General features: G+C 70.0%; 21 protein-coding genes. 9 read left to right on the forward strand and 12 right to left on the reverse strand.

Translation table 11 applies throughout. The features are described from left to right. Nucleotides 1-2: 2 nt before the first annotated feature. Complete coding sequence (locus KY572_RS07880) at nucleotides 3-1,778, reverse strand: DUF4215 domain-containing protein (protein WP_224241873.1); 1,776 nt, start codon at nucleotides 1,776-1,778, stop codon at nucleotides 3-5. 174 nt (nucleotides 1,779-1,952) lie between these two features. On the opposite strand from KY572_RS07880, the gene KY572_RS07885 reads away from it, so the two are divergent. After that, nucleotides 1,953-2,573 (forward strand): TFIIB-type zinc ribbon-containing protein, encoded by a 621-nt coding sequence (locus KY572_RS07885; RefSeq protein WP_224241875.1) that lies wholly within the window; start codon nucleotides 1,953-1,955, stop codon nucleotides 2,571-2,573. A 10-nt stretch (nucleotides 2,574-2,583) separates the two neighbouring features. Here KY572_RS07885 and KY572_RS07890 read toward each other — a convergent pair whose 3' ends face one another. Both KY572_RS07890 and KY572_RS07895 read right to left on the reverse strand, forming a co-directional pair. Beyond that, nucleotides 2,584-2,781 carry a hypothetical protein gene (locus KY572_RS07890; RefSeq protein WP_263451476.1) on the reverse strand — a complete coding sequence of 66 codons (198 nt, stop codon included), beginning with the start codon at nucleotides 2,779-2,781 and terminating at the stop codon, nucleotides 2,584-2,586. Nucleotides 2,782-2,942: 161 nt separating this feature from the next. Next, the gene (locus KY572_RS07895; protein WP_224241877.1) at nucleotides 2,943-4,043 is read right to left on the reverse strand and encodes an MJ1255/VC2487 family glycosyltransferase; all 1,101 of its coding nucleotides are present in this window, start codon (nucleotides 4,041-4,043) and stop codon (nucleotides 2,943-2,945) included. A 59-nt stretch (nucleotides 4,044-4,102) separates the two neighbouring features. On the opposite strand from KY572_RS07895, the gene KY572_RS07900 reads away from it, so the two are divergent. After that, the gene (locus KY572_RS07900; protein ID WP_224241878.1) at nucleotides 4,103-4,414 is read left to right on the forward strand and encodes a hypothetical protein; all 312 of its coding nucleotides are present in this window, start codon (nucleotides 4,103-4,105) and stop codon (nucleotides 4,412-4,414) included. Between the two features lie 125 nt (nucleotides 4,415-4,539). Then, complete coding sequence (locus KY572_RS07905; protein ID WP_224241880.1) at nucleotides 4,540-5,433, forward strand: LysR family transcriptional regulator; 894 nt, start codon at nucleotides 4,540-4,542, stop codon at nucleotides 5,431-5,433. Between the two features lie 30 nt (nucleotides 5,434-5,463). On the opposite strand, the gene KY572_RS07910 is transcribed toward KY572_RS07905, so the two are convergent. After that, on the reverse strand, nucleotides 5,464-6,564 hold the full coding sequence (locus tag KY572_RS07910; RefSeq protein WP_224241881.1) for an isoaspartyl peptidase/L-asparaginase family protein: 1,101 nt from the start codon (nucleotides 6,562-6,564) through the stop codon (nucleotides 5,464-5,466). A 240-nt stretch (nucleotides 6,565-6,804) separates the two neighbouring features. Between KY572_RS07910 and KY572_RS07915 the strand changes: the two genes are divergently transcribed. Next, on the forward strand, nucleotides 6,805-8,694 hold the full coding sequence (locus KY572_RS07915) for a two-component system sensor histidine kinase NtrB (RefSeq protein ID WP_224241882.1): 1,890 nt from the start codon (nucleotides 6,805-6,807) through the stop codon (nucleotides 8,692-8,694). Between the two features lie 24 nt (nucleotides 8,695-8,718). Here the strand turns inward: KY572_RS07915 and rsmB are convergent, their stop codons facing one another. From rsmB to KY572_RS07935, 4 genes are all read right to left on the reverse strand, one after another. Continuing rightward, nucleotides 8,719-10,035 carry a 16S rRNA (cytosine(967)-C(5))-methyltransferase RsmB gene (gene rsmB, locus KY572_RS07920; protein ID WP_224241883.1) on the reverse strand — a complete coding sequence of 439 codons (1,317 nt, stop codon included), beginning with the start codon at nucleotides 10,033-10,035 and terminating at the stop codon, nucleotides 8,719-8,721. Next, nucleotides 10,032-10,958, reverse strand: a complete 927-nt coding sequence (locus KY572_RS07925) for a type II 3-dehydroquinate dehydratase (RefSeq protein ID WP_407659914.1) — start codon at nucleotides 10,956-10,958, stop codon at nucleotides 10,032-10,034. Before KY572_RS07925 ends, rsmB begins: the two co-directional genes overlap by 4 nt. Before the next feature lie 38 nt (nucleotides 10,959-10,996). Then, entirely contained in the window at nucleotides 10,997-11,950 is a 954-nt protein-coding gene (gene fmt / locus KY572_RS07930; RefSeq protein ID WP_224241885.1) for a methionyl-tRNA formyltransferase, read from the reverse strand. Between the two features lie 120 nt (nucleotides 11,951-12,070). Continuing rightward, on the reverse strand, nucleotides 12,071-12,655 hold the full coding sequence (locus tag KY572_RS07935) for a signal protein (RefSeq protein WP_224241886.1): 585 nt from the start codon (nucleotides 12,653-12,655) through the stop codon (nucleotides 12,071-12,073). Nucleotides 12,656-12,780: 125 nt separating this feature from the next. Here KY572_RS07935 and KY572_RS07940 point away from each other — a divergent pair, with 125 nt between their 5' ends. The 3 genes from KY572_RS07940 to KY572_RS07950 all read left to right on the forward strand — a co-directional run bounded on the left by KY572_RS07940 (nucleotide 12,781) and on the right by KY572_RS07950 (nucleotide 19,167). Further along, nucleotides 12,781-14,373, forward strand: a complete 1,593-nt coding sequence (locus tag KY572_RS07940; protein WP_224241887.1) for a HEAT repeat domain-containing protein — start codon at nucleotides 12,781-12,783, stop codon at nucleotides 14,371-14,373. A 107-nt stretch (nucleotides 14,374-14,480) separates the two neighbouring features. Continuing rightward, nucleotides 14,481-14,831: a hypothetical protein gene (locus KY572_RS07945; protein WP_224241888.1), complete on the forward strand. Its 351-nt coding sequence runs from the start codon at nucleotides 14,481-14,483 to the stop codon at nucleotides 14,829-14,831. A gap of 391 nt (nucleotides 14,832-15,222) precedes the next feature. Further along, the gene (locus KY572_RS07950) at nucleotides 15,223-19,167 is read left to right on the forward strand and encodes a serine/threonine-protein kinase (protein ID WP_224241890.1); all 3,945 of its coding nucleotides are present in this window, start codon (nucleotides 15,223-15,225) and stop codon (nucleotides 19,165-19,167) included. A 52-nt stretch (nucleotides 19,168-19,219) separates the two neighbouring features. On the opposite strand, the gene KY572_RS07955 is transcribed toward KY572_RS07950, so the two are convergent. Together KY572_RS07955 and adh are read right to left on the reverse strand one after the other, a co-directional pair. Beyond that, nucleotides 19,220-19,609 carry a DUF779 domain-containing protein gene (locus tag KY572_RS07955; RefSeq protein ID WP_224241891.1) on the reverse strand — a complete coding sequence of 130 codons (390 nt, stop codon included), beginning with the start codon at nucleotides 19,607-19,609 and terminating at the stop codon, nucleotides 19,220-19,222. 21 nt (nucleotides 19,610-19,630) lie between these two features. Further along, nucleotides 19,631-21,157: an aldehyde dehydrogenase gene (gene adh, locus KY572_RS07960; RefSeq protein ID WP_224241893.1), complete on the reverse strand. Its 1,527-nt coding sequence runs from the start codon at nucleotides 21,155-21,157 to the stop codon at nucleotides 19,631-19,633. Between the two features lie 228 nt (nucleotides 21,158-21,385). On the opposite strand from adh, the gene KY572_RS07965 reads away from it, so the two are divergent. Further along, entirely contained in the window at nucleotides 21,386-22,156 is a 771-nt protein-coding gene (locus KY572_RS07965) for a L,D-transpeptidase family protein (RefSeq protein ID WP_224241895.1), read from the forward strand. A 36-nt stretch (nucleotides 22,157-22,192) separates the two neighbouring features. Here the strand turns inward: KY572_RS07965 and KY572_RS07970 are convergent, their stop codons facing one another. Together KY572_RS07970 and KY572_RS07975 are read right to left on the reverse strand one after the other, a co-directional pair. Then, nucleotides 22,193-22,642, reverse strand: a complete 450-nt coding sequence (locus tag KY572_RS07970; RefSeq protein WP_224241896.1) for a hypothetical protein — start codon at nucleotides 22,640-22,642, stop codon at nucleotides 22,193-22,195. 163 nt (nucleotides 22,643-22,805) lie between these two features. Then, nucleotides 22,806-24,218: an LETM1/MDM38 family protein gene (locus tag KY572_RS07975; protein WP_224241898.1), complete on the reverse strand. Its 1,413-nt coding sequence runs from the start codon at nucleotides 24,216-24,218 to the stop codon at nucleotides 22,806-22,808. Between the two features lie 189 nt (nucleotides 24,219-24,407). On the opposite strand from KY572_RS07975, the gene KY572_RS07980 reads away from it, so the two are divergent. After that, entirely contained in the window at nucleotides 24,408-25,100 is a 693-nt protein-coding gene (locus KY572_RS07980; RefSeq protein ID WP_224241900.1) for a hypothetical protein, read from the forward strand. The last annotated feature ends 3 nt before the right edge of the window (nucleotides 25,101-25,103 follow it).

A 25,103-nucleotide genomic window follows, 5' to 3' on the forward strand; every position in this document is an offset into this window, starting at 1 on the left:
CGTCAGCCGAAGATGATCTGGCAGACGTTGCTGCAGGCGTCGTTGTTGTTGGTGTTGCCGTCGTCGCAGTCCTCGCCACCCTCCGGCTGGACGACGCCGTCACCACAGCGCGGCCCATAGATGCAGCCCGGGGCGCACTGGCCGTAGCCACCGGTGTTCGTCCCGTTGTCGCACTGCTCGGGCGCCTGGACGATGCCGTCGCCGCAGGTGTTCTTGCACTCGGTGCGGCGGGTGACGAAGTTGGTGAGGGTGAGCTTGTAGTTGGACTGCGTGGTGTGGCGCTCGGCCTGGAACACCACGGCCTCGTAGACCTTGCCCACCGTGAGCCCCAGGTCCGCCCGCTGCGACAGCGTGACGCTGCCCGTCTGCGCCCCGTGGACACCGCCGAGGTCCACGGCCAGCTTCTTGTTGATGAACACCCAGACGTCATCGTCGCCGATGAACTCCAGCACCTCGGTGCCCTTGTACTCGAACCAGTAGCGCACCTCGCTGGTGAAGCTGAAGTTGTGGTTGTTGGTGAGGCGCTTCTCGTGCCCGGAGGCCACCCAGCCCAGGTTGTCGAGCGGGAAGAAGTTGTTGTTCGAGAACTGGTACGCGCCGCCGCTCTGCTGCCGGTCCAGCCTCAGCGTGGAGACGACGGTCTTGTTGACGTTCTGCGTGTCCACGTACCACTGCGCGAAGGACGCCGCGCTCGTGATGGTGCCGGTGCTGGAGCGAGCCAGGACCGGCTTGCCGTTCGCGCCGAGCTGGGTATTGACCGCGCCTCGATCATCGCCGCCCTTGGAGTTGAAGTCCGGGTGCACGAGGTTGTTACCGGTCACCTGGCTGTCCTGGCCGATGAAGTCCCGGTACACGATGGGGATCTCGACGAAGGCCGGCGGCTGCTCCTCGATCGTCTGACAGCTGAAGCCCGGCTCGTACTTGCACGTGGGCGAGCAGCCATCGTTGGGGCGCAGGTTGCCGTCGTCGCACTGCTCCGTGGTGTCACCGGGCAGGATCACCCCGTCTCCACACACCGCCGTGCAGGTGCCATCGTTGCAGACGGGCTCACGGACGCACAGCGGCGAGCAGCCATCGCCCATGTTGTTGTTGCCGTCGTCGCACTGCTCGGTCCCCTCCACCACGGTGTCGCCGCAGGTGGTGGTGACACAGGGCGAGCCGGGGGTCTCGCACTTGTAGCCGCGCTCCAGACGGCAGGTGGCGCTGCACCCATCTCCGGCGGTAGGCGGGTTGTCCCCGTCCTCGCAGTCCTCGTCACCGGCGATGATGCCGTCGCCGCACCTGGCGGCGTTGCAGCGGCCTCCGCCGGGCGGACACGTCCAGCCCGCCTCGATGGTGCACGTCGCGCTGCAGCCGTCGTTGGAGGTGGTGTTGCGATCGTCGCACGCCTCCGTCGACCCGGTGCGCCCGTCGCCGCACACGTTGCGGATGCACGATGCGCCCGCCGTGTCGCAGAACCAGCCGGACTCGATGGCCTTGCAGTCCGCCGCGCAGCCGTCGCCGCCGTTCTTGTTGCCGTCATCACAGGCCTCGCCGGCCTGGATCGCCCGGTCACCACACCCCAGGGGAATGGGCCCGCCATCCGGATTGCCGTTCGGGCCGCCATCCGGATTGCCGTTCGGCCCACCATCCGGGTTCCCGTTCGGCCCGCCATCCGCGCCGCTTCCCGGATCCAGATGAGGCCCGTCGGGAGGATCTCCCACGCAGCCCACCAGTGTAATGAGAAGAGAAGTCAGAATCAGTTTTGAGAGAGCAGATCGAGGGGACTTTCCAGGCATGGGGCCGATCGTGGAAGTCGGAAGCAGCGGAGTCAATCCGCACATGGATCCGTTTCATGGAGCCCTCGTGGGTCCGTGTCCTGGGATGTGGGTCCCTCCAGGGGAAACCCTGCGGCCCGAGGCGGAGACGCTAGGCTCCCGTCCATGAGTGCTTGTCCTTTCTGCCAGGAGCGGATGCGCGCCAGCTTTCTCAACGGGCTTGCGCGTGAGGACTGCGAGGCATGTGGCGCCGTCTGGCTCGAGAGTGAGTTCGTCGCGAAGGTGATGGGCCGCGCGGGCTCGGAGGCGCTGCCGCGGCGCGCGAAGGGGCAGCCCGGGGAGTGCAAGGGCTGCAGCGCCCGGCTCCAGTACGTGCCGAGCTGTCCCGAGTGCGGCCGCACGGCGCCCACGTGCCCTCGGTGTGGCAGCGCGCCGCTGGCCGTCCTGGAGGCGTTCGGCATCAAGCTGGACGTGTGCGGCGGGTGCGGCGGCGTGGCGCTGGATGCCGGCGAGCTGGAGCAGCTCCACGAGACCGCCGCGGTCCACCGAGACGACGGGCTGGACCCGAGCCCCCAGGTCCAACCCGCCGCGCCCTCTCGCTGCGCCACATGCGAGCGCCACCTCAGGCCCGAGCACGCCTTCGTCTGGGAGGGACGGGCCTACTGCGGAAGCTGTGCTCCCGCGGACGCAGCGCCCTTCACCGCGGAGCTGACGAAGGCGCGCCCCAGCGAGCAGTCGAACGTCGGTGGAGACCGGCTCGGCGACACCGCCACCGAGTCCGCCCTGGTGTGGCTGTTCTCCAGGCTCTTCCGCTGAGGAGCCGCCGCTACTTCTCGTCCTCTTCCTGCGCGGCGAGCGGGTACACCGTCACCACCTGCGTGTCCTTCTCGGGCGTGCTCCGCGCCGCCTCCAGCTCCTCGGGGTTGCGCGGGGCGCGCTCGGAGAAGTTGTCGTTGTGCAGGCTGCGCTGGCGCTGCTCGCTCGTGCCTCCGTAGCCCTCTCGAAGCTTCGGTTCCTTCACCATGGTGCCTCCCTCCTTCCCTGTCTGTCCGTTAACGGTTGGGACGACCGGGAGTCGCAGCAAGCAGGGAAGCCCCTCGGGCGTGACGATTCGAGGCGCGGCGGGCGCCTGTCCGCCTCCTCGCCGAGCGACGGGCGAGGAGGCCGCTGGCCCCTCCACGAGCCTCAGTCCAGCTCCGACATCTCCGCGCGCCAGTGGCCCCGGTGCTCGAAGGCGCGGGCGAGCTGCTCGCGCAGGGCGGCGAGGATCTTCGTGTTGCCCTCCTGCGCGTAGCCCTTCAGGGACTCCTGGCACGCCGGCACGCGGGACAGGAACTCCTTGAGCGCCTCCAGCGTGAGCTGCTTCGTGTACATCCCGTACCCGAGCTTCTCCAGGTAGAGCGCGTTGATCACCTGCTCGAACTGCCCCTCCACCGGGATGGAGAGCAGGGGCTTGCGCAGGTACACCGCCTCGCTCATCAGCGTGTAGCCGCCGCCGGCCACCACCGCCCGCGCCGTGCGCAGGTCATCGATGAAGCCCTTCTCGCTGAAGGGCCGGTACATCAAGTTGCCGTCCACCACGTCCTGGGTGATGTCCCGGCGCAGGCCGTAGATGCGGCACGGCAGCCCGCTCTGCTCGAGGATGGCCGGCAGCTGCGTGTTCGTCGTGGACGTCTGGTACACCAGCAGGTGCTCGCCGGGCTCGGACCTGGCCTCGAGGATCTCCGGCCGGAGGATGGAGGGCGCCAGCGTGGTGCGCTCCTTGCGCACCGGCGGATAGAAGAACGTGGTGACGAGGTAGTGGAACGCCCCCGGCAGCTTCGCCTTCACGATGGCCCGCGTGGCCTCGTAGGCGTCCTCCCAGCCCGCCAGCAGCTCCGGCTCGTGTTTGCAGCGGTTGATGATCTGCATGTTGTCCACGCTGATCACCGGCAGCCGGTGCATCTTGCCGAACATGTAGCTGAAGGACTCGAAGTCGCTGACCACCACGTCCGGCTCGAACTTCTCCACCAGCTCGAAGTACTGACGGATGTTCTGCGGCCAGCCCGTCACCGCGCCCTGCAGGTTCTGCAGGAGCGTCTGCCACTTGCTCACCGAGTTGCCTTCGTAGGCCAGGGTGTAGCCCCAGATGCCGTGCACGTTCTGGAAGCGCTTGGAGAGGTAGTCACGCGCCCGGCCGGAGACGACGATGTGGACCTCGTGCTCCCTGGTCAGTTCCTCCAGGAGCACCCGCGAGCGCGTCGCATGTCCCATGCCCTCGCCAACGACACCGTACAGGATTCGCATGGCCCGACAGCATACGGCAGGTTGTGGCGCTCGTGGCCGAGCGGTGATAGCTCCCAGGCATGAGCTCCGCTCCGGACAGCGCCAGCCAGCCCCCTGGCTCCTTCCTGGGCCGCGCCGCCTTCCTCGGGCTCGCGTCCGGCATGGTCATTGGTGGCTTCTGGCTGCTGGCCCTGGGACTGCGCGGTCTCTTCTTCCCGCTGGACTGCCTGGGCCTCAGCAAGAACGAGTGCGATCTGCAGAGCGAGGCCCTGGTCCACGTCGGCCGCGTGCAGACGCTGTGCGGCGGAGCCCTCATCGCCCTGGCGCTCGCCCTCTACGTCCTGCTGCGCCCCTACCTCGGCCCGCGCGCCGCTCGGCCCACCCAGCCCTGAGCCTGCTCGCCCCGAGAGCCGCTGGCCCCGGAGCCTGCGAGCGAGCGGCCGACATGGCGCGGTGGCGTAAGGAAAGCTAATTACCCCTAGCCTAATGCTCGCCCTTCGGTATAGGAGGCGCCCTTATGCAGCTTGAATCCCTGAAGATGTTCTGTGACGTGGTGGAGACGGGCTCGTTCTCGCGCGCCGCGCAGCTCAACCACGTGACGCAGTCGGCGGTGAGCCAGCAGATCCGCGCGCTCGAGAACCGGTACGAGCAGAAGCTCCTGTCGCGCAGCGCGCGCCAGGTGACGCCCACCCCCGCGGGCGAGCGCCTGTTCCGGGGCTGCAAGGAGATCCTCGCCCGCTTCGCCGAGGTGGAGGCGGAGATCCGCGAGCAGTCCACCGAGGTGCAGGGCACCTCCACCGTGTCCACCATCTACTCGGTGGGCCTGCACGAGCTGCAGAGCGTGCAGAAGCAGCTTCTCAAGACGCACCCCAAGGTGAACATGCGCCTGAACTACCGGCGCAATGATCAGGTGTACGACGACGTCATCCTCGGGGCGGCGGAGATCGGCATCGTCGCCTACCCGCAGCCGCGCGCGGGCGTGGACATCCTCCCCTTCCGCGACGACAAGCTGGCGATCGTGTGCGCGCCCGGCCACTCCTTCGCCAGCAAGGCGAAGGTGAGCCTCACCGCCCTGTCCGGCGTGCCCTTCATCGCCTTCGATCGCGAGGCCCCCACGCGCAAGGCGCTGGACCGGCTCTTCCGCGAGAAGAACCTGGACCTCAACCCGGTGATGGAGATGGACAACGTCGAGACCATCAAGCGCGCGGTGGAGATGGGGCTCGGGGTGGCCATCCTCCCGCTGTCCACCTGCCACGCGGAGGTGGCGGTGGGCTCGCTGGTGGTGAAGCCGTTCGCGGAGGGGCCCGTGTCCCGGCCCATCGGCCTGCTCATCCGCAAGGGCAAGTACCTGGACCGCGCGTCCGCGGCGGTGCTCGACGCCTTCAAGCTGGCGGCGCAGATCGAGGAGTAGCCCCCACCGGGGCCGGGAGCCCGGAGCCGCTCACTCCCGGAAGATGGCCACGAAGGGCGTGCCGTCCTCGCCCATGTAGCCGCGATACATGCCGGGGGAGTTGAAGGGCATGGCCACGTTGCCGTGCGCGTCCATGGCGATGACGCCGCCCTCCCCGCCGGCCTTCACCAGCACGTCCATCACCACGGCGTGGGCGGACTCCAGCAGCGGCAGCTGCTGGTACTCCATGCGAGCGCAGATGTCGCGCGCCACGGTGTAGCGGATGAAGTACTCGCCGTGCCCCGTGGACGAGACGGCGCAGCGCGCGCTGGCGTAGGTGCCGGCGCCGATGATGGGCGCGTCCCCCACGCGGCCATAGCGCTTGTTCGTCATGCCGCCCGTGGAGGTGCCCGCCGCCAGGTTGCCCTCCTGATCGAGCGCCACCGCGCCCACCGTGCCGAACTTCTCCTCTCCGGTGGCCGGATCCCGGCTCGGCCCCAGGGTGGAGGGCGGCTGGCCCTGGGAGGCCTTCTCCTTCTCCAGCGCCCTCTGGAGCTGCTCCCATCGCTCCTCGGTGCGGAAGTACTCGGGCGGCACCAGCTCCACGCCCTGCTCCCTGGCGAAGGCCTCCGCGCCCTCTCCCACCATCATCACGTGCGGCGAGTTCTCCATCACCTTGCGCGCCAGCGCGATGGGGTTCTTCACGTGATGGAGCCCCGCGACAGCGCCCGCCCGCAACGTCCTGCCGTCCATGATGGAGGCGTCCAGCTCGTTCCTGCCCTCGTGGCTGAAGACGGCGCCCTTGCCGGCGTTGAAGAGGGGCGAGTCCTCCAGGATGCGGATGGCGGCGCCCACCGCATCCAGGCTGGAGCCGCCTCGCGCGAGGACGGCGTGCCCGGCCTGGAGCGCCTCGGTGAGCTTCGCGCGGTAGGCAGCCTCCTTCTCGGCCGAGAGCGTCTCCCGGCGGATGACGCCGGCGCCTCCGTGGATGACGATGCCCCACTGGAGCTTGCGCGGCGCAGGTGCCTCGAGCGCCAGGGCCGCCTCGTCCCTCTCGGCGGCCTGCCGGGAGGCGCACCCCAGCAGCGGCAGCAGGACCATGAGCACGCCGAGCACGCGCGTGCGACAGAGTGATACAGACAGAGCAGGCATGTAGGGGTTATCCCACTCCACACATCCCCTGGCAGCCGAAATCACATCCAGGTGTCGCGGGACCTTGCGGTTGCTGGCCCAAGCGTCCGCTCCTGACCATGAGAGAAATCCTGCGTTGCAATGGCAGCGCAAAACCTCTCGCCGTCCTCCAGACCACTTGCGTGGTGATATCTCGTTTATGGATCATGATTTATCTGCGACACCGGGTTGCAGTCCATCCAGCGAGCACATCTTCAGATCATGGCAACTCATCCATCCCGTGAGCTGGATTCGCCCTCCCCCGGGGCGCAGCCCGCGCCCCGCGAAGAGAACTCGTGGCTCCTGAGACGGCTGGACTCGCTGCTCTCGCCGGAGCTGCGCAGGGCCTCGCCCACGGCTCTCGTCCGTCACCGCTTCCTCGTGGGGGCCGCCAGCTTCCTGCTGTTCTTCACCCTGGTGTACCTGCTGTCCGCCCTGGTCACGCCCTCCAAGGCGGTGCCGCCGCTCCTGGCCACCATGGGCTACCTCGCCACCCTGGTCGTGGCCCGCGGGGCGCGCACGCTCGTGGCCCCGGCGATGGTCCTCGTGGTGACGCTCGGGATCGGCATGGTGGGCTCCGTGTTCATGACCCTGTCTCCGAACGCCAGCGTGCACGCCACGACCATGCTGCTGCCCGCGCTGGCGGCGTACCTGCTCGGGCCCCGCCTGGGCCTGCTCATGACCGGGGTCTTCATCCTGGCCCTGATGGTGTGCTTCCCGCTCTACCTCCTGCACCAGGGCATCGCCTATGCGGCGGCGCCCACGCACATCGGGCCCTCGCACTTCTTCGGCGGGCTGGCCTTCCTGGGCGCCTGGTGGCTGGGCTCGCTCAACAGCACCGCTCGGGACGCGGCACAGCACTCGCTGGAGAGCACGCTGAGGGTGCTCCGTGAGAGCGAGGGCAAGCTGAGCAGCGTCATCGAGAGCACCGATGACGTGGTGATCTCGCTGGACGCCCAGGGGCGGGTGATCACCGCCAACTCCTCGGCGCAGCGCATGTATCAGCAGCGCCTGGGCACGCCGCTCCACCCGGGGCAGCCGCTGCTGCCGAGCGGACATGAGCGCGCCAGGCTCTGGGAGCTGCGCCTCTCCCAGGTGATGCAGGGCGAGCGCCTGCGCGTCGAGGAGGAGCACCTCATCGGCGAGCGCCGCGTGGCGCTGGACATCAGCCTCAGCCCCATCCTGGGCGAGGAAGGCCGGCCCGTGGGGATGACCATCTTCGGCCGTGACATCACCACCCGGAAGGAGGCCGAGGCGCGCCTGGGCGAGATGCACCGCACGCTGGTGGATGTCTCCCGTCAGGCGGGCATGGCGGAGGTGGCCACCGGCGTGCTCCACAACGTGGGCAACACCCTCAACAGCGTCAACATCTCCGCCTCCCTCCTCACCGACCAGCTGCGCAAGTCCCGGCTCACCAACCTGGCCAAGGCCATCCAGCTGCTGCGCGAGAACACCGCCGACTTCACCGCCTTCCTCACGCGGGACCCCCAGGGCCGCAAGCTGCCCCACTACCTCATCGCCTTGTCGGATCAGCTCCAGGAGGAGCGCGAGTCCATGATCCACGAGATGGCCTCGCTGAGCGAGAGCGTGGACCACATCAAGTCCATCGTCAGCATGCAGCAGAAGCACGCGCGCGCCGCCGGCGCGGTGGAGGAGGTGGCCGTGCCTCGGCTCATCGACGAGGCGCTGCGCCTGCACGCGGTGTCCTTCGAGCGCCACGGCATCCGCATCGAGCGCGACTACGCCCAGGTCCCCTCCATCTCCGTGGATCGCCACAAGCTGCTGCAGATCCTCATCAACCTGCTGAGCAACGCGCGCCATGCGCTGATGGACAGCCCCCAGCAGGACAAGCGGCTGACCATCCACGTGCGGCGGGAGCCCGAGGGCGAACGGATGCTCATCCAGGTGGAGGACAACGGCGTCGGCATCTCCCCGGAGCACCTGCCCCAGCTGTTCACCCAGGGCTTCACCACCAAGAAGGAAGGGCACGGCTTCGGCCTGCACATCAGCGCCCTGGCCGCCACGGAGATGAAGGGCCGGCTCTTCTGCGAGAGTCCGGGCCCAGGCCAGGGCGCCACCTTCACGCTCGAGCTGCCACTGGAGACCTCTTGAAGCCGAAGGCTGCGCCGCCCACCGTCAGTACAGCTTGCGCAGGCGGGCGGCGAAGAAGCCATCCCAGCCCTCGGGCCCCGGCAGGGTGCGCAGCGAGGCCTGGTTCATGGGCAGCTTCACCCCGGGCAGCACCGGCGGCTCCGCCGTCCACTCGGGGTGGCTGCGCAGGAACATCTCCACCTGGTCCTGCCCCTCCTGCGGCTCCGTGGTGCACACGGCGTACACCAGCAGCCCTCCAGGCGGCACCACCTCCTGGCAGTTCTCCAGGATGCGGCGCTGGAGCGAGGCCAGCCGGCCGATGTCCTCCTCCTTGCGGCGGTAGCGCAGCTCCGGGTGGCGCCGCAGCGTGCCCAGCCCGGAGCACGGCGCGTCCACCAGCACCGCGTGGAACTCGCCCAGGTCCTCCGGCAGCGGCACCGTGGCGTCATGCGCCACCGCCCGCAGCCGCCCGGTGAGCCCCAGCCGCTTCGCCTCGGCCTCGATCTTCGGCAGCTTGTTGGCGTGCAGGTCCGTGGCCACCACCTCGTGCGCCTCGGCCAGGTGGCACGCCTTGCCGCCCGGCGCCGCGCAGGCGTCCAGCACGCGCGCCGTCTCCGGGATCGCTCCGTACACGCCCACCAGCTGCGCCGCCTCGTCCTGCACCTGCCAGAGCCCCTCGGAGTAGCCGTACACCTCCTCGAGGCGCCCCACCGGCGGAAGGATGATGCCCACCGGGGACATCGCCGTGGGCTGGGCGTCCAGCCCCACCTCGCGCAGCTGCGTCAGCAGGGCCTCGCGCGTCACCTTCGACGTGTTGGCGCGCACGACGATGGGCGGCGTCTGGTTGTCCGCCACGAGCATCGCCTCGGCGCGCTCGCGGCCGAAGTGGCGCAGCCACCGCTCCACCAGCCAGCGGGGGTGGCTCTCCCGGACGGAGAGGTACTCGGCGACGTCGCTCTCCGGCGGCAGCGGCTGGCCCGGCAGCTCCGCCAGCTTGCGCAGGATGGCGTTGACGAAGCCCGCCGCGCGCGCGACGCCCAGGTCCTTGAGGGCCTGCACCGTCTCGGCCACGGCCGCCCGGGCGGGCACCCGCGTGTGGAAGAGCTGGTAGGCCCCCACCCGCAGGGCGGCGAGCACCCGGTCCTCCATGGAGTCCAGCTTCCGGTCCGCGAACCGGGAGATGGCGTAGTCCAGCGAGAGCTGCCGCCGCGCGGCGCCGTAGGCCAGCTCCGTGGCGAGCGCCGTGTCGCGGGGATCCTTCAGCGGCCTCTCCGACAGCATCGTGTCGAGGACGACGTTGAGGTAGGCCTCGGTGGCGCGCACGCGCGCGAGCACCTGGATGGCGAGGGCTCGAGCGCTCATCCTTCGAGCTGGGTCATCATGTCCACCAGCTGCTCATCCGTGAGGCGGCTCGCGGGCAGGGTGGAGAGGGTGAGGGTCTGCAGGCTGTCCTCGAGCATGTCCCGGTAGCCGCTCTCGGCGGGAGCACCTCGCTGCACCTCCAGGTACTGCGTGCGCGCCCAGGTGGCCAGCCCGCTCGGGGTCAGCTTGCCGGAGAGCCGGTCGGCGATCTTCTGGCGGACCAGCTCGCGGGAGAGCAGGTTGGCCGCGGGCGTCTCCTTCGAGCCGCGCCCCAGGGTCTTCTCGCCCTTGGCGGGCTTGTCTGCCGCCTGGGACTTGCGGCCCAGCGTCTTGGCCACCCCGCCCGCCTCCGCCGTGCGTGCCAAGGCCCGGGCGGGCGCGACCACCAGCCCGTCCGACTTGCGCCCCAGCGTCTTGGAGGGAGCCTGCTCCTCGGGCTCGTCGGAGGCGTCCGCCTTGCGGCCGATCGTCTTCGCCTTCCCAGGCGCCGAGGCCTTCGCGCGCTCGCGGCCGGAGGCGGCCTCGCCCTGGGCGAGGCGATCGATCGCCTGGAGGTAGGCGTCGAAGCCCTTGCCGGAGAGCTGCGCCTGGCACACGTCCTTCAGCACGGACTGCTTCGCGCGCGCGCCGTCCAGGTGGACCTCGATGGCGGGCACGCCCACGGCCTCGAGGGCATCCCTCAGCGCGTACGAGCCGAAGAGCCCCGCGGGGTTCACCACCACGCCGGCGATGTTCCGCCGCTCGGCCTGGAGGGTGTCGATGAGCACGCCCTCGTGGTTGGACTGGACGATCTTCAGCTCGAGGCCGTGGCTGGAGGCCCGGGCGCGAAGCGCGCTGTCGAGGTCCTCGAACCGTCCGCCCGTGGTGCCCTCCCGCTCCCCGAGCAGGTTCAGGTTCGGCCCGTGCAGCACCAGCAGTCTCATCGCCATCCGCGCTTCTCCTCTCTTCACTCCAACACCCCTCAGCCCTTGCTCTCGACCGGAGCCGAGAACGGCTGGCTCCCCGGCGCCAGCTTATGGCCGGAGAGGAAATCGCCGGCGCTCATCACCCGCCTGCCCTCCGGCTGGACGTCCAGGAGCACGAGCGAGCCCTCGCCACAAGCCACCTCGAGCCCACCCGGGCCCGCCGCCAGGATGGAGCCAGGAGCTCCCCGCCCGGTGCCCAGCTTCGTCCGGTGCACCTTGAGCCGCGTCCCATTGAGCCCGGTGTAGGCGCCGGGCCAGGGCGTGAAGGCGCGCACCCGCCGCTCCAGCTCCGCCGCGGGGCGGGTGAAGTCCAGCAGCCCGTCCTCCTTCTGGATGATGGGCGCCAGCACCACGCCCTCGGAGGGCTGCGGCACGGGCTTCAGCTCCCCACGCAGATAGGCGGGGAGCGACTCGCGGAGGATCTCCCCGCCGAGCCGGGAGAGCTTCTCGTGGAGGCTGGCGCTCGTGTCGTCCGGGGCGATGGGCAGGCGCTTCATCGCGATCACCGGTCCGGTGTCGAGCCCCTCGTCCATGCGCATGAGGGCCACGCCCGTCTCGGAGTCCCCGTGGGCGATGGCCCACTGGATGGGAGCGGCGCCGCGGAAGCGCGGCAGCAGCGAGGCGTGCACGTTGACGCTGCCGTGGGGCGCCACCTCCAGCACGTCCTTGGGGAGGATCTTCCCGTAAGCCGTCACCACGCACACGTCGGGCGACAGCTTGCGCAGCTCCTCGGAGAACGGCGGGGTGCGCAGCTTCTGCGGCTGGAGCACCGTCACGCCGCGCTCGAGCGCCAGCGCCTTCACCGGGGAGATGGAGATGGCGTTGCCGCGGCCCTTGGGCTTGTCCGGCTGGGTGACGACGGCCACCACATCGCCGATGTCGAAGCAGGCCGAGAGCGACGCCACGGCGAACTCGGGCGTGCCCATGAAGACGATCCGGGGTCTGCTCATGCTGGCTGGGGTCCTGGTCCAGAGGTCATCGAGGTTCCGCGGACCATACCGCCCCGGGCCTGGAAATGGACCTTGGAACTGGCGGCGACCATCAGCCCCTGAACAGGCAGGCCCCCGCGCTCACCGCGAGGGCGCCACCGGGTGGCTGCCGCTGACGGGCTTGTTCACCGCCTCGCGCTTGCGCAGGTGCAGCTCCTCCAGCGTCTTGAGCGCGGCGCGGGCCTCGTCGCTCTGGGCCAGGGGCTGGAAGGCCGCCAGGGCCTGGCCGAGGACCTGGGCCTCCTCCGCCTCGCGCGCGCGGATGCGGTCCACCGCGTGGCTGAAGCGGTCGAAGAACTTCTTGAGCTCGTCGTACTTGCGCAGCGGGCGCAGCCGCGGGTAGTGCCCGGCCGCCAGCGCCTCCACATAGAGGTTCATGACGTGCACCGGCCCGGCCACGCGGTGGGTGAAGACCAGCCCGAACAGGCCGAGCGCCACCGCCGTGCCTATCACCGCCAGCACGGTGAGCCAGAGGATGGTCATCCCCGCGAAGCCCTCCGAGCCCGAGCCCGCTTCGAGCGCCGCGGTGTGCGCCCACCACGCCAGCGCCCCGAACAGGGCGATGCTGCCCGCTCCGATCGACGCCAGCATGAAGATGTACTTCAGCTGAAACTCTCGATCGATGAGGTACGTGCGGCGCTTCCAGGCGCGATTCTGTGAACCCATGACGGTTTCCGAGGGCATTGTCGTTGACCAGCCTACCTCAACCAACCCGGGGGGTTTGACCCGTTCTTTCAAGGAGGGGTACGACGGCAGCACCTCACCCGCCAGACCGCTGCCCAGGAGGCCCCATGCCCCGCTGCCTTGCCGCGTTGAGCGTCGTGCTCGCTGTCCTCGTCCTCTCGGGGTGCAAGGGCGACCCGAAGACACCCGAGTTCTGGGAGAAGAAGCTCGCCAGCGCGAAGCGGGCGGACGGACGGGTCCAGGTGCTGGAGTCGCTGCGCAGCTCCGGCAACCTCCAGGAGGGCTTCCTGCCCATGCTGCACGCCCGGCTGGCGGCGGAGAAGCGGCCGGAGGTGAAGGCGGCCCTGGCCCGGACGATTGGCGACCTGAAGAGCCCCACCTCCCTGGAGCCGCTGCAGGCCGCGCTGGACCCGAGCGCCACGGACAGCGACACCGCCCTGGCCAACAAGGAGCTGGCGGCGGCGCTGGGCAGGCTGGGAGACGCTCGGGCCGCCCCCGCGCTCACGGGGCTCTTGCGCGCCAAGGACAACTACACCCGCATCGAGGCCATCCAGGCACTGGGGCTCTTGCGCGCGCCCCAGGCGGTGGAGCCGCTGGTGAAGCTCGCCTCGGATGAGGAGACGGAGAACTTCCTGAAGAAGAAGGCCATCGAGGCGCTGGGCCGCATCGGCGACGCGAAGGCCGTGCCCGTGCTGATGCGGATGCTGACCCAGGAGCGCCAGGGCGTCTCCTTCTATGTGGAGAGCTCCTTCGCGCTCTACCAGGTGGGCACTCCGGCGGCGGACGCGCTGATCGCGGCGATGGAGGGCCGGGACACGGAGCTGACGAAGTGGGCCCAGCAGAACGGCGTGCACCCGGCCAGCTACGCCATGAAGGGCGCGCAGGTGCTCGGGGACCTGAGGGATCGCCGCGCGGAGGCGGCGCTCATCAAGCAGCTGTCGTTCACGGACTCCAATCCGCAGGTCCAGGCATTGGTGCGGATGCAGGCGGCGGAGGCGCTGGGGCGGATGCGGTCCACGGCGGCGGTGAAGCCGCTCGCCGCGCTGGCCACCGAGGAGGATCCCACGGTGCGCACCTCCTACGTACGGGGGCTGGTGCTGCTGGGCGGGCGCGACGCGCTGCCGTCCCTGACGAAGGCGGCGGGCCAGGGCGACTGGTACGCCCGAGAGGTGGCCATGCGGGCCGTGGCGCTGCTGGGCAACGATCAGGAGCAGCAGCTCTTCACGAAGTGGGCGCAGAACGAGCCGGCCCTGGCGACCAAGGAGTGCCAGGAGTACGGCGGGGACGGCTGTGACAACCCCGAGGCGCTCGGCATGAAGCGGGGGGAGACGATCCTCCGCTACGGCAAGGTGCTGGAGGCGGCGAAGGCGTGCGGCGCGGACCCGGGCTGCTGGGCGCAGAAGCTGGGAGACAAGGACCCGCGAGTGGTGGAGCGGGCGGCGCTGGAGCTGGGGCGCAAGGGCAGCCCGCAGCACGCGGTGGCCATGGCCGAGAAGCTCGCCGAGAAGGACCTGGACACGCGCTTCGCGCTCATCCAGGCGCTGGACTGGATGGTGGGAGACTCCAAGGAGGCCGCGACGAAGGCGCGCGAGGCGCTGCCGAAGATCCAGGCCCAGCTCGCCGACGAGAAGGGCAACTCCCAGTTCGTGAAGGTAAATGAGGATCTGCGCCGGCTCGCCTTCCGGCTCGAGCGGACCTGAGCGGGGAGGAGAACCGCCGCTCGCCTCCTCGCCTGCCCCACCCTGCCGTCCAGGAATGGATGCCTACCTTGCCTGAGGAACCATCCAAGGGACTGAGAGGAGGCACCATGACGCGGCAGGGATGGAAGGGTTTCGTGGTGGCGGGCCTGCTGGGGCTGACGGGGCTGGCCGTGGGCTGCACCGAGCGCGGCCAGGCCGAGGTGCGCGAGAGCGCGCGCGAGGTCGGCCAGGAAGTCGGCGAGGCCACCGAGGAGGTGAAGAAGGCTGGCAAGGAAGCCGCGGAAGGCTTCAAGGAGGGCTGGGGCGGCTCGGGCACCGACAAGCAGATCGGTGACGGCAAGATCGGCGACAAGCCCGGCGTCATCGATGACGGCGAGGGCCCGTTCGAGCAGGACGGTCAGCGCGGCGACGACAACGTCATCAAGGATGGCGAGGGCCCGCTCGAGGAGCGCAACTAGTCTTCCAGGGAGCACACCACGCCTTCCATGCTGATGCCGAAGTGGTGGCCCATTCGCGCAGCACGTCGTCGACGATCGCGACGGCGGTGTCGGCGTGCTTCCAGAGCATGATGCCCACTGAAATCCGCGACGACTCGTAGTCATCTTGACTGAGATCGGCGCAGGGTCCGACTTTGAGCCCGTTCGGTTCGATGCCTCGTTCCTTCAGGGCGCGAGCAGCGGCCGAACGAAGTGGCGCATGGGCTCCGCTATACCCCCTGATATACCCCCTGAGCGCTGGCGCCCCGAATCATGGTTGCGCCGCCCGCGCATGCAACACTCACGCGCGGAGGACTTCCCTCTTCCAGTAGAATGCTCCTCCCTGCTCCCTCACATGCCGCACGCTCCTCCCATGTCCGCCGCGCCAGCTCCCGGCACCCTCCTGGCAAGCCGCTTCCTGATCCAACGACTGGCGGGCCGCGGCGGCATGGGCTCCGTCTACCGAGCCGTGGACACCACGAACGAGCACGTCGTGGCCCTCAAGCTGGTGCATGCGGTGGGGGACTCCGAGACGGCGCGGCGCTTCACGCGGGAGGCCCAGCTGCTCTCCGAGCTGCGCCACCCCCGGATCGTCTCCTACGTGGCCCACGGCGTCACCGAGGAGGGTCAGCCCTTCCTCGCCATGGAGTGGCTGGAGGGTGAGGACCTGGCCCACCGGCTGGCGCATCAGCCCTTGAGCCTCTCGGAGTCGCTGCTGCTGGTGCGCTGTGTCGCCGAGGGCCTCGCCGCCGCGCACGCGCGGGGCATCGTCCACCGCGACATCAAGCCCTCCAACCTCTTCCTGCGCGGCGGCAGGATCGAGGACGTGGTGGTGCTGGACTTCGGGCTGGCCCGACTGGTGGCCTCCTCGCAGGCGCTCACCGGCAGCTCCACGGTGCTGGGCACTCCCGGGTACATGGCGCCCGAGCAGGCCTCCAGCCAGGAGGACATCACCCCGGGCGCGGACATCTTCTCGCTGGGGTGCGTGCTGTATCAGTGCCTCACGGGCAAGGCCCCGTTCCAGGCCCCGCACATGGCCGCGGTGCTGGCCAAGATCCTCTTCTCGGAGCCCGCGCGGCTGCGCACGCTGCGGCCCGAGCTGCCCGCCTCGCTGCAGGGCCTGCTGGATCGGATGCTGGCCAAGGCTCCCGCGCGTCGGCTCGCGGATGGCACGCAGCTGCTGCCCGCGGTGGAGGCGCTGGAGACCCTGGCCGAGGTCCCCGCCCCGGGCCATCCCCACACGCCACAGCCCACCAGCCTGGCGCACGCCGAGCAGCACCTGGTGAGCGTGCTGCTGGCCACGCCCTACGGAGCCGCCGCGAACGCGCCCACGCTCAACGCCGAGGACGCGGAGCACGCCCGCCAGCGGCAGGGCCCGTTGCTGCAGGAGCTTCGGGCGAACGGCGCGCGTGCCGCATTGCTGGCCGACGGCTCGCTTCTGGCCACCTTCCTGGTGGAGCGCGGCACCGCCACCGATCAGGCCGTCCTGGCCGCGCGCTGTGCCCTGACCGTCAAGGAGCGGTGGCCGGACAGCCTCGTGGTCCTCGCCACCGGCCTGACGCTCCGAGGCGAGGCGCTGCCCGTCGGGGAGGTGATGGACCGGGCCGGCGAGTTCCTCCGGAAGATGGAGCGGGAGCACGCCGTCGCCTCCCAGGTGGTGCTGGACACCACCACCGCGGGGCTGCTGGGCCCCCGCTTCCAGGTCGACAAGACGCCCTCCGGAGCCATCCAGCTGCGCGGCGAGCTGCTGAGCGTGGATGAGTCCCGCCCGCTGCTGGGCCGCCCCACCCCCTGCGTGGGCCGCGAGCAGGAGCTGGCCATGCTGGAGATGGCCTTCCACTCCTGCGTGGAGGACACCTCGGCGCGCGCCGTGCTGGTCACCGCGCCCCCGGGCACCGGCAAGTCCCGCCTGCGTCACGAGTTCCTCCGCCGCCTGGAGCACCGCGCGCAGCCGATGCTCGTGATGTTCGGCCGGGGCGATCCGATGAACGCGGGCTCCGCCTATGGGTTGATGGGCGAGGCGGTGCGCCGGCTGTGTGGCGTCCTCAACGGCGAGCCGCTGGAGTGCCGGCGACAGAAGCTGGCGCGGCGCGTCTCCCAGCACCTCGCCGCCGAGGAGGTGAAGGACACCGTCGAGTTCCTCGGCGAGCTGTGCGGCGTGGCCTTCCCCCTGGAGGACAGCCCCAAGCTGCGCGCGGCGCGCGAGGATCCGCGGCTGATGAGCGCCCAGGTGACACGGGCCATGGTCACCTTCCTCCGGGCCGAGTTGTCCCAGGGCCCGGTGCTGCTGGTCCTGGAGGACCTGCACTGGAGCGACAGCTTCACCGTGAAGCTGGTGGACGAGGTGCTGCGCGAGCTGACCGAGCAGCCGCTCCTGGTGCTGGCGCTGGCCCGCCCCGAGGTCCGGGAGCTGTTCCCGGGCCTCTGGTCCCAGCACCTCCAGGAGGTGACGCTGCGCGGCCTGAGCCAGAAGGCCTGCACCCGGCTCGTCCACGAGGTGCTCGGCCCCCAGGTGCGGCCGGCCGTGGTGGCTCGCCTGGTGGAGCAGGCCGCCGGCAACGCCCTCTTCCTGGAGGAGCTCATCCGCAACGAGGCCGAGGGACACGGCGAGGAGACTCCGGGCACGGTGCTCGCCATGCTCCAGTCCCGGCTCCAGCGTCTGGAGCGCGGCCCCCGGCGGGTGCTGCTGGCCGCCAGCATCTTCGGCCGCTCCTTCTGGCCCCGAGGCGTGCGGACGCTCCTGGAGGAGGAGATCTCCTCCGACGAGCTGGAGCACGGCCTGCGGAGCCTGCGAGAGCTGGAGATGGTGCAGCCCCAGGCCGGCAGCCGCTTCCCCGGAGAGACCGAGTACCGCTTCCGCCATGCGCTGGTGAGGGACGCGGCCTACGGCCTGGTGCCCGACAACCTCAAGCCCCTGGGCCACCAGCGGGCCGGGGCGTGGCTGGAGCAGGCGGGTGAGCAGGACGCGTGGGTGCTGGCGGAGCACTATCAGCTCGGGAAGAAGAAGGAGCGGGCGGTGCACTTCTTCACCCGCGCGGGCGAGCGGCTCTACGAGCAGCAGGACATCGCGGGCGCGCAGCGGTGCGTGCAGGCCGCCCTGGCGTGCGAGCCCACCGGCCCGGCGCTGGCGGAGCTGCGGGCTCTCGAGGTGATGATCAGCTTCTGGCAGGAGGACTTCGAGCACGGCTTCAGCGTGGGCACCAAGGTCCAGTCCCAGCTCCTCCGGGGCAGCGCTCCGTGGGCCCGGGTGACGGGGGCGATGATCCTCATGGGCGCCCAGTGCGGCCGGCACGCGGATGTGGCGCAGTTGGGTCAGCTCCTGCTGAGCACCAACCCCGCCCCCGAGGCCATCCCCTTCTATGTGGAGACGGCCGCCATCATGACGGCCATCAACAGCTGGTGCGGGCTGAGGGCTCCCGCCCTGCTCGTCCTGGAGCGGCTGAACGCGGTCGGGGCGGACATCCTGTCGAGGGATCCCGGCGCGCGGGGGTGGACCTGGTGCGGCAGGGCCTATCCCCGCCACTACCTGCAGCCTCACCCCTGGCAGGCCTGCATCGCCGGCGAGGAGGGGGTGAAGGCCTTCCGCGAGGTGAACTCGGAGCGCAACCGCACGGCGCCTCAGGCCATCTGGGGGATGGCGCTGGAGGCCCTCGGGGAAGGGGCTCGCGCCATCGAGGTCCTCCGGGACGCGGCGGAGACGTCCCGGCGGGCCGGCCAGACATATGCGGCGGCGGCCACGCAGATGCAGCTGCTGTACGTGCTGTCCAACAGCCCCGAGCCGACGCACCGCGAGGAGTCTCGCGAGCTGGCGCGCCGGGTGGCGGACGAGGCGAATGGCGACATGCTCCACCTGGGCATCTCCCAGCTCGCGCTGGCACGGGCAGCGGGGGCCGAGGGTCGGCACGCGGAGGCGGAGGCCCATGCCCGCAGGGCGTGCGAGCAGATCGGCGGGTTCCTGGCCTTCCAGCTCGTCGCGCGCACGTTCCTGTCGTCGACGCTGCGAGCCCAGGGGCGCATGCAGGAGGCGCGGGCGGAGGCGGCGGCAGGCGTACAGGTGCTGGAGCAGATCGGCGGCGCGGGCGCGGGCTCCGTGGGCGCGTGGCTGGCGCTGGCGGAGGCCTGCTTCGCGATGGGTGACGACACCGAAGGGAAGCGTACCCTGCGGCATGCCGTGCACTGCGTGAGACAGCGCAGCCTCGACATCCCGGAAGCCATGGCCCGCGCGCGCTTCTGGCTGTATGTCCCGGAGAATGCCCGGACCCTGGAGCTGGCGCGCCAGCGCCTCGAGCCGGACTGGGAGCTCGCCCCCCCTCCGTAGGGGCGCCGAAAGCAGAAGGGGTGGGAACCTGCGCCCCCACCCCTCCTCTACCTCAGTGCTGCGGCCCGCGAGGCGGTGGCCCCGCCTCCTGCAGCGCCCGGTACTCCGCGTCCTCGAAGACACGCGAGCGGATGAGGAAGCGGACTCCTTCCGGTGCCTCCACCGAGAAGCCGCTCCCTCGCCCCGGCACCACGTCCACCGTCAGGTGGGTGTGCTGCCAGTACTCGAACTGCGGACCGGAGATGTAGAACGGCGTGTCCACGATCGTCCCGAGGAACACGTCCTCCTGGCCGATCTTGAAGTCGCCGCGCGGGAAGCACATCGGCGCGCTGCCGTCGCAGCAGCCTCCCGACTGGTGGAAGAGCAGCGGGCCGTACTGCCCCTGCAGCTTGCGCAGCAGGGCCTCGGCCTTGGGCGTCACGGTCACTCGCTCCACGCTCATGGTGCCTCCCTGGGCTACGGCCTAGAAGAAGCCCATCGGCTTCGGGTCGTAGCTCACCAGCATGTTCTTCGTCTGCTGGTAGTGGTTGAGCATCATCTTGTGCGTCTCGCGGCCGATGCCCGACTGCTTGTAGCCGCCGAACGCCGCGTGCGCCGGGTACAGGTGGTAGCAGTTCACCCACACGCGGCCCGCCTGGATCTCCCGGCCCATGCGGTACGCCGTGTTCGTGTCACGCGTCCACACGCCCGCGCCCAGGCCGTACAGCGTCTCGTTGGCGATGGCCAGCGCGTCCGCCTGGTCCTTGAACTTCGCCACCGACACCACCGGGCCGAAGATCTCCTCCTGGAAGATGCGCATCTTGTTGTGGCCCTCGAAGATCGTGGGCTGCACGTAGTACCCCTCGGACAGGGCGCCCGACAGGCTCGCGCGGCCGCCACCGGTGAGCACCTTGGCGCCCTCCTTCTTGCCGATGTCGATGTACGAGAGGATCTTCTCCAGCTGATCGTTGGACGCCTGGGCGCCGATCATCGTGCTGGTGTCCAGCGGGTTGCCCTGGACGATCTTCCTGGTGCGCTCCACGGCCTTCTGCATGAAGGCGTCGTAGAACTTGTCCTGCACCAGCGCGCGCGACGGACAGGTGCACACCTCGCCCTGGTTGAGGGCAAACATCGCGAAGCCCTCGAGCACCTTCTCGGCGAAGTCGTCGTTCTTGTCGAACACGTCCGCGAAGAAGACGTTGGGCGACTTGCCGCCCAGCTCCAGCGTCACCGGGATGAGGTTCTCCGAGGCGTACTGCATGATGAGGCGGCCCGTCGTCGTCTCACCGGTGAAGGCCACCTTGGCGATGCGCTTGTTGCTGGCCAGCGGCTTGCCGGCCTCGATGCCAAAGCCGTTCACCACGTTGAGCACGCCGGGCGGAATCAGGTCGCCTACCAGCTCCATCAGCATGAGGATGGTGGCGGGCGTCTGCTCGGCGGGCTTGAGCACCACGCAGTTGCCCGCGGCCAGCGCCGGCGCCAGCTTCCAGGCCGCCATCAGCAGCGGGAAGTTCCAGGGGATGATCTGCCCCACGACGCCGAGCGGCTCCTGGAAGTGGTACGAGACGGTGTTCTCGTCCAGCTCGCCCAGGCTGCCCTCCTGCGCGCGGATGACGCCCGCGAAGTAGCGGAAGTGATCGATGGCCAGCGGCAGGTCCGCCGCCAGCGTCTCGCGGATGGGCTTGCCGTTGTCCCACGTCTCGGCGACCGCGAGCTTCTCGAGATTGGCCTGCATCCGGTCGGCGATCTTGTTGAGCATGTCCGCGCGGGTGGTGACGGACGTCTTGCCCCAGGCGCCCTTGGCCTTGTGGGCCGCGTCGAGGGCCTTCTCGATGTCCTCGTGGGTGGAGCGCGGAATCTCGCAGAACGGCTTGCCCGTCACCGGGGTGATGTTCTCGAAGTACTGGCCCTTGGTGGGCGGGACGAACTCCCCTCCGATGTAGTTGCCATAGCGGCTGGCGAACTGGACCTTGCTGCCAGGCTGATTGGGGGCTTCATAGACCTTGGACATCTCGGACCTGCCTTTCGTGTGTGTGAAGGCCATGCGCCAGCCCCGACGGGGGAGTGCCGGAGAGCGCAGTGCGCACGATACGAGCAAGAACGCCTGAACGGGTAGGCGCGCGCGAAGCAGAGGCTAGAGACCCGCACGGTAGGCCGTCGAACGAGGTGCCGGCCCACCCACCGGGAAGTGTTCAGAATCGGAGGAACCTCCGACAACCCCTCGGGGTCCAACGCCTCCGTGAGAACCGCCCTGCTCTGCCTGCTGCTGACCTGTGCGCTGAGCGCGCATGCCGAGGATCGCGTTGCCGCCGCGCGTCAAAACCGGACCCGGGCGCTCACCGAGCTGTTCGCCGCCGCGGGGCTGTCGTATCCGCCGGAGGAGTTGTACCTGCGCGCCTTCAAGGAGGAGCGGCAGCTGGAGGTGTGGGCGGGCGCCAGGGGTCAGCCGCTGGTGAAGGTGAAGACGTACCCGTTCTGCGCCGCGTCAGGCGAGCTGGGGCCCAAGCGCCAGCGCGGAGACCTGCAGGTGCCCGAGGGCTTCTACACCATCAACCTCTTCAACCCCCGGAGCAACTTCCACCTGTCCATGCGGGTGAGCTACCCGAACGAGTCGGACCGGCTCCTCGGCCGGAAGGACCCGGGGGACGCCATCATGGTGCACGGCAACTGCGTGAGCATCGGCTGCATCGCCATCGAGGACGAGCCCATCGAGGAGCTGTACGTGCTGACGCTGGACTCGCACGCGAAGATGGGCCGGCAGGTGCCCATCCACATCTTCCCGCGTCGGCTCGACGCCGAGGGCCTGGCCGAGCTGAAGAAGCTGCCGCATGCCACCGAGGCCCTCCTCGCCTTCTGGCAGGGCCTGGAGCCGGGCTGGAGGTTCTTCGAGGAGACGCGCCGTCCGCCCCAGGTGACGGTGGATCCGAAGACGGGCGCCTACCGGGTTCGAGCGGAGAAGCCCCGCGCCGCGACGTCCCGGACGCGGGCGGGGCGCGGGGGGCGTCCCTAGCCGGGATGGTTCCGGCAAATGCCCGGGCGGCTGTCGTCAGCGCTTGGGCGCGGGCACCTCGGCGGGCATCGCCCTCACCGCCTCGATGCGCCCCATCCGCTCGTAGGTGCTGGAGAGCATGCCCTGGAGCGCGACGAGATCCCGGCGCATCGTCACCTTCGGGAGCGCGGCCTCCAGGAGCGTGCGGAAGGCCACCGGGAGCGTCATCTCGGCGATCAGTCCGTGGAGCAGCTTCCGCTGGCCCGCGGTGAGCGGCTCCTTCTCCATGTCCTGGAGCGGCGCGGCCTCCGCCATCTCGCGGATGGCCTGCGCCAGCGCGCGCACCGAGTCCGGGTGGACGCCATCCCTGCGCATCGCGTAGGCCAGCCGCACGGCCGCCTCGGCGCGCACCTCCTCGCGCAGCGCATCGCCCACGAAGAAGCCGGAGCCGAACATCTCGGTGACGACTCCTCCCACCGCGCTGGCGGGCGTCTGCCTCTGCGTCACGACGTCCTCCCGTGCTGCGTTCCGAAGCCCTGGCCGATGGGTCCCTGCGCTCTCGTAGATTATCCCTTTCCCCTGGCCCGGGTTGCGGCAACCCACGCCTGGAATTGACGTGGAGTTTCCATCAGCGAGAGCGCGGTAGCGGCCGTTCGCCTCGCGGGCGCTGTCACCCCACCCGGCGCTCGGACACCTCGGAGGCCTCGGCGTCCAGCTCGGGCTCGGGAAGGGGCTCGGGCGCGGGCTCGTCCTGGAACGCGCTGGGCAGCAGGCTGAAGGGCAGCACCTTGGACAGCGCGATCAGGAGCAGCACCCCTCCCGGCGCGGCGAAGATCGCCAGCGCGGGAATGGCCTTGGCCACGTCGAAGAGCTGCGCTCGCATCCGCCGACGCTCGTCCCGCGTGAGCCGCTGTCCCCGGGCGGCCTTGGCCAGCAGCACCGCCAGGTCTCCCGTCTCCCGCACCTCCTGCATCACCCGGTGGAAGTTCTTCTCCAGCGCCTCCTGGATCCGGATGACGTAGTCCTCGCCCATCACCCCCGCCGCGGCCGACACCGTGAACACATCCACCACCGAGCGGTGCCGGGCGTAGAACTCGGCCATCTCCAGCTCCAGCCGATGCAGCTCCTCGTCCGGCACGTGCAGCGTGTCCGCCAGCTCCTGGATGAAGGCCCGCTCACCGCGAGAGCGCTGCCCATCCACCAGCGAGGCCAGCAGCGTCTGCTCCACGATGAAGTGCTTCATGTCCTTGCTGCGCACGCCGGCCACCACGGTGCGCACCGCCAGCCGATGCTCGAAGGACTTCTTCACCGAGGCCTTCAGCTCGGACTCGATGGCATCCGGCAGCGCCAGGTCCTCCACCTGGCGAAGAATGGCCCGGCGCGAGGCGTAGCTCGGCTCGCGGTCCGCGCAGGACAGCCCCGTCAGCACCTTCACGAGCAGCGCCTTCTGCCTGGCCGCGAAGTCGATGCGCCGCTGCGCCGCCGCTCGCTGGAAGCGCCCACGCGAGAAGTAGTCGATGGCCTGCCGGCCGAACATCTGCGCGTCCGCGTACAGCGCCCCGTTGTGCAGCACCAGCCCGTAGACCGGATCCCCCGCCAGCGAGATGGCCCGCCGCGCCAGCGCCGACTCCACCTTGCCCTGCATGCGCCGGGTGGCCTCCAGCCCGTCCTGGAGCTTCTCGTCGATGCCCTCGGCCACGCCCAGCTCGCCGGTGAACACGGCGAACAGCAGCAGCAGCTGGTCCTCGCGCGAGCGGAGGGGAGCGCCCGTGAGCAGCGCGATGTCCAGCGCCATCCGGGCCAGCGTGCGGACCACCGCGAGGAAGAGCAGCTCCTCGGGGGCGCGAGCCCGCTCTCCACCCTTCTCGCCGGGAGTGGCGCCCTCGGGGGTGCCCTCCATGGGCGTGCCATACAGCAGGCCCGAGGCGCGCAGCGTCTGGCGCAGGTAGGCGCGCGCCCGGGCACGACCGGAGGCGCTGTGCTCGGACAGGCCGGGGGTCACCGCGGGAGAGGACACACCGGAATGTGCCGCCACCGCCTCCTCGAGAATCGAGGAGAGCCAACCCGCTTTGCCGAGATCCATGACCGTGTCCTACCCGCGACGCCACACTGCCCGCGCTGCCCTGGGAATAACCTACCTGCCGCGCGGATGCCACCGCTCCCCTTCCCTGCTGCGAGGAGGGTGACAGTGCGCGCCTCCGCCCTGGAGGCCCCGGTCGCTCGCCTGGTCGCCCTCTTGTCCTTGCAGCGCCAAGGAAGCGAGGATGTTTCCATGCGTGGCGTGATCCTTCTGCTCGTGACCCTGACAGCCAGTCTTGCCTCCGCACAGGACGACTACGCCCCGGAGGACTACGAGGTCGAGGAGAACAAGCGGCTCGAGGGCACCAGCCGCATCTCCATCATGGGAGGCTGGCGGTACGCGCCCAACCTCACCTTCTACGACAACTACTACCTCGACCGGGACAACCGGGGCCTGGAGCGCTCACGGGGCTCCATCGGCGGTCCGCTGGTGACGGGCACCTTCGGGTACTCGGTGAATGACTTCATCGAGGTGGGCATCGATCTGTTCGCCACCTACGAGCGGATGGTGCTCACGAACAAGCCGGGCCTGAACACCGCCACCTATGGGGCCCTCGTAGGGCTGCGCTTCCAGAAGCGGCTGGAGCTGGGCAGGCAGGTGGTGATTCCGTCGGCTGGCGTCCTCGTCGGGCCCCTCATCGCCGCCGCCTACTTCGACGGTGGGCGCGCCGTGGAGCGCGGCGGACAGGCCCTGGGGTTCTCCGCGGGGGCCACCATGCGGCTGTCGCAGACGTGGGGGCTGAGCTTCGAGTTCCGACAGCTCTTCGCGGGAGGCGACGCCGAGGATGTCGGCTCCTACAACGCGGGCGGGAGCTGGCTCTCGGTGGGGATGACCTACGTCATCCCCTGGCAGTATGACGAGAAGAAGATCCGCGGGCGCCTGTAGCCC

The organism is Hyalangium gracile, assembly GCF_020103725.1.
In the GTDB taxonomy this organism is placed as follows: domain Bacteria; phylum Myxococcota; class Myxococcia; order Myxococcales; family Myxococcaceae; genus Hyalangium; species Hyalangium gracile.

Bases quoted from the DNA above. Each gene is read 5' to 3' on its own strand.
- KY572_RS07880 (WP_224241873.1), bottom strand. From the start codon at position 1,778: ATGCCTGGAAAGTCCCCTCGATCTGCTCTCTCAAAACTGATTCTGACT.
- KY572_RS07885 (WP_224241875.1), top strand. From the start codon at position 1,953: ATGCGCGCCAGCTTTCTCAACGGGCTTGCGCGTGAGGACTGCGAGGCA.
- KY572_RS07890 (WP_263451476.1), bottom strand. From the start codon at position 2,781: ATGGTGAAGGAACCGAAGCTTCGAGAGGGCTACGGAGGCACGAGCGAG.
- KY572_RS07895 (WP_224241877.1), bottom strand. From the start codon at position 4,043: ATGCGAATCCTGTACGGTGTCGTTGGCGAGGGCATGGGACATGCGACG.
- KY572_RS07900 (WP_224241878.1), top strand. From the start codon at position 4,103: ATGAGCTCCGCTCCGGACAGCGCCAGCCAGCCCCCTGGCTCCTTCCTG.
- KY572_RS07905 (WP_224241880.1), top strand. From the start codon at position 4,540: ATGCAGCTTGAATCCCTGAAGATGTTCTGTGACGTGGTGGAGACGGGC.
- KY572_RS07910 (WP_224241881.1), bottom strand. From the start codon at position 6,564: ATGCCTGCTCTGTCTGTATCACTCTGTCGCACGCGCGTGCTCGGCGTG.
- KY572_RS07915 (WP_224241882.1), top strand. From the start codon at position 6,805: ATGGCAACTCATCCATCCCGTGAGCTGGATTCGCCCTCCCCCGGGGCG.
- rsmB (WP_224241883.1), bottom strand. From the start codon at position 10,035: ATGAGCGCTCGAGCCCTCGCCATCCAGGTGCTCGCGCGCGTGCGCGCC.
- KY572_RS07925 (WP_407659914.1), bottom strand. From the start codon at position 10,958: ATGAGACTGCTGGTGCTGCACGGGCCGAACCTGAACCTGCTCGGGGAG.
- fmt (WP_224241885.1), bottom strand. From the start codon at position 11,950: ATGAGCAGACCCCGGATCGTCTTCATGGGCACGCCCGAGTTCGCCGTG.
- KY572_RS07935 (WP_224241886.1), bottom strand. From the start codon at position 12,655: ATGGGTTCACAGAATCGCGCCTGGAAGCGCCGCACGTACCTCATCGAT.
- KY572_RS07940 (WP_224241887.1), top strand. From the start codon at position 12,781: ATGCCCCGCTGCCTTGCCGCGTTGAGCGTCGTGCTCGCTGTCCTCGTC.
- KY572_RS07945 (WP_224241888.1), top strand. From the start codon at position 14,481: ATGACGCGGCAGGGATGGAAGGGTTTCGTGGTGGCGGGCCTGCTGGGG.
- KY572_RS07950 (WP_224241890.1), top strand. From the start codon at position 15,223: ATGTCCGCCGCGCCAGCTCCCGGCACCCTCCTGGCAAGCCGCTTCCTG.
- KY572_RS07955 (WP_224241891.1), bottom strand. From the start codon at position 19,609: ATGAGCGTGGAGCGAGTGACCGTGACGCCCAAGGCCGAGGCCCTGCTG.
- adh (WP_224241893.1), bottom strand. From the start codon at position 21,157: ATGTCCAAGGTCTATGAAGCCCCCAATCAGCCTGGCAGCAAGGTCCAG.
- KY572_RS07975 (WP_224241898.1), bottom strand. From the start codon at position 24,218: ATGGATCTCGGCAAAGCGGGTTGGCTCTCCTCGATTCTCGAGGAGGCG.
- KY572_RS07980 (WP_224241900.1), top strand. From the start codon at position 24,408: ATGCGTGGCGTGATCCTTCTGCTCGTGACCCTGACAGCCAGTCTTGCC.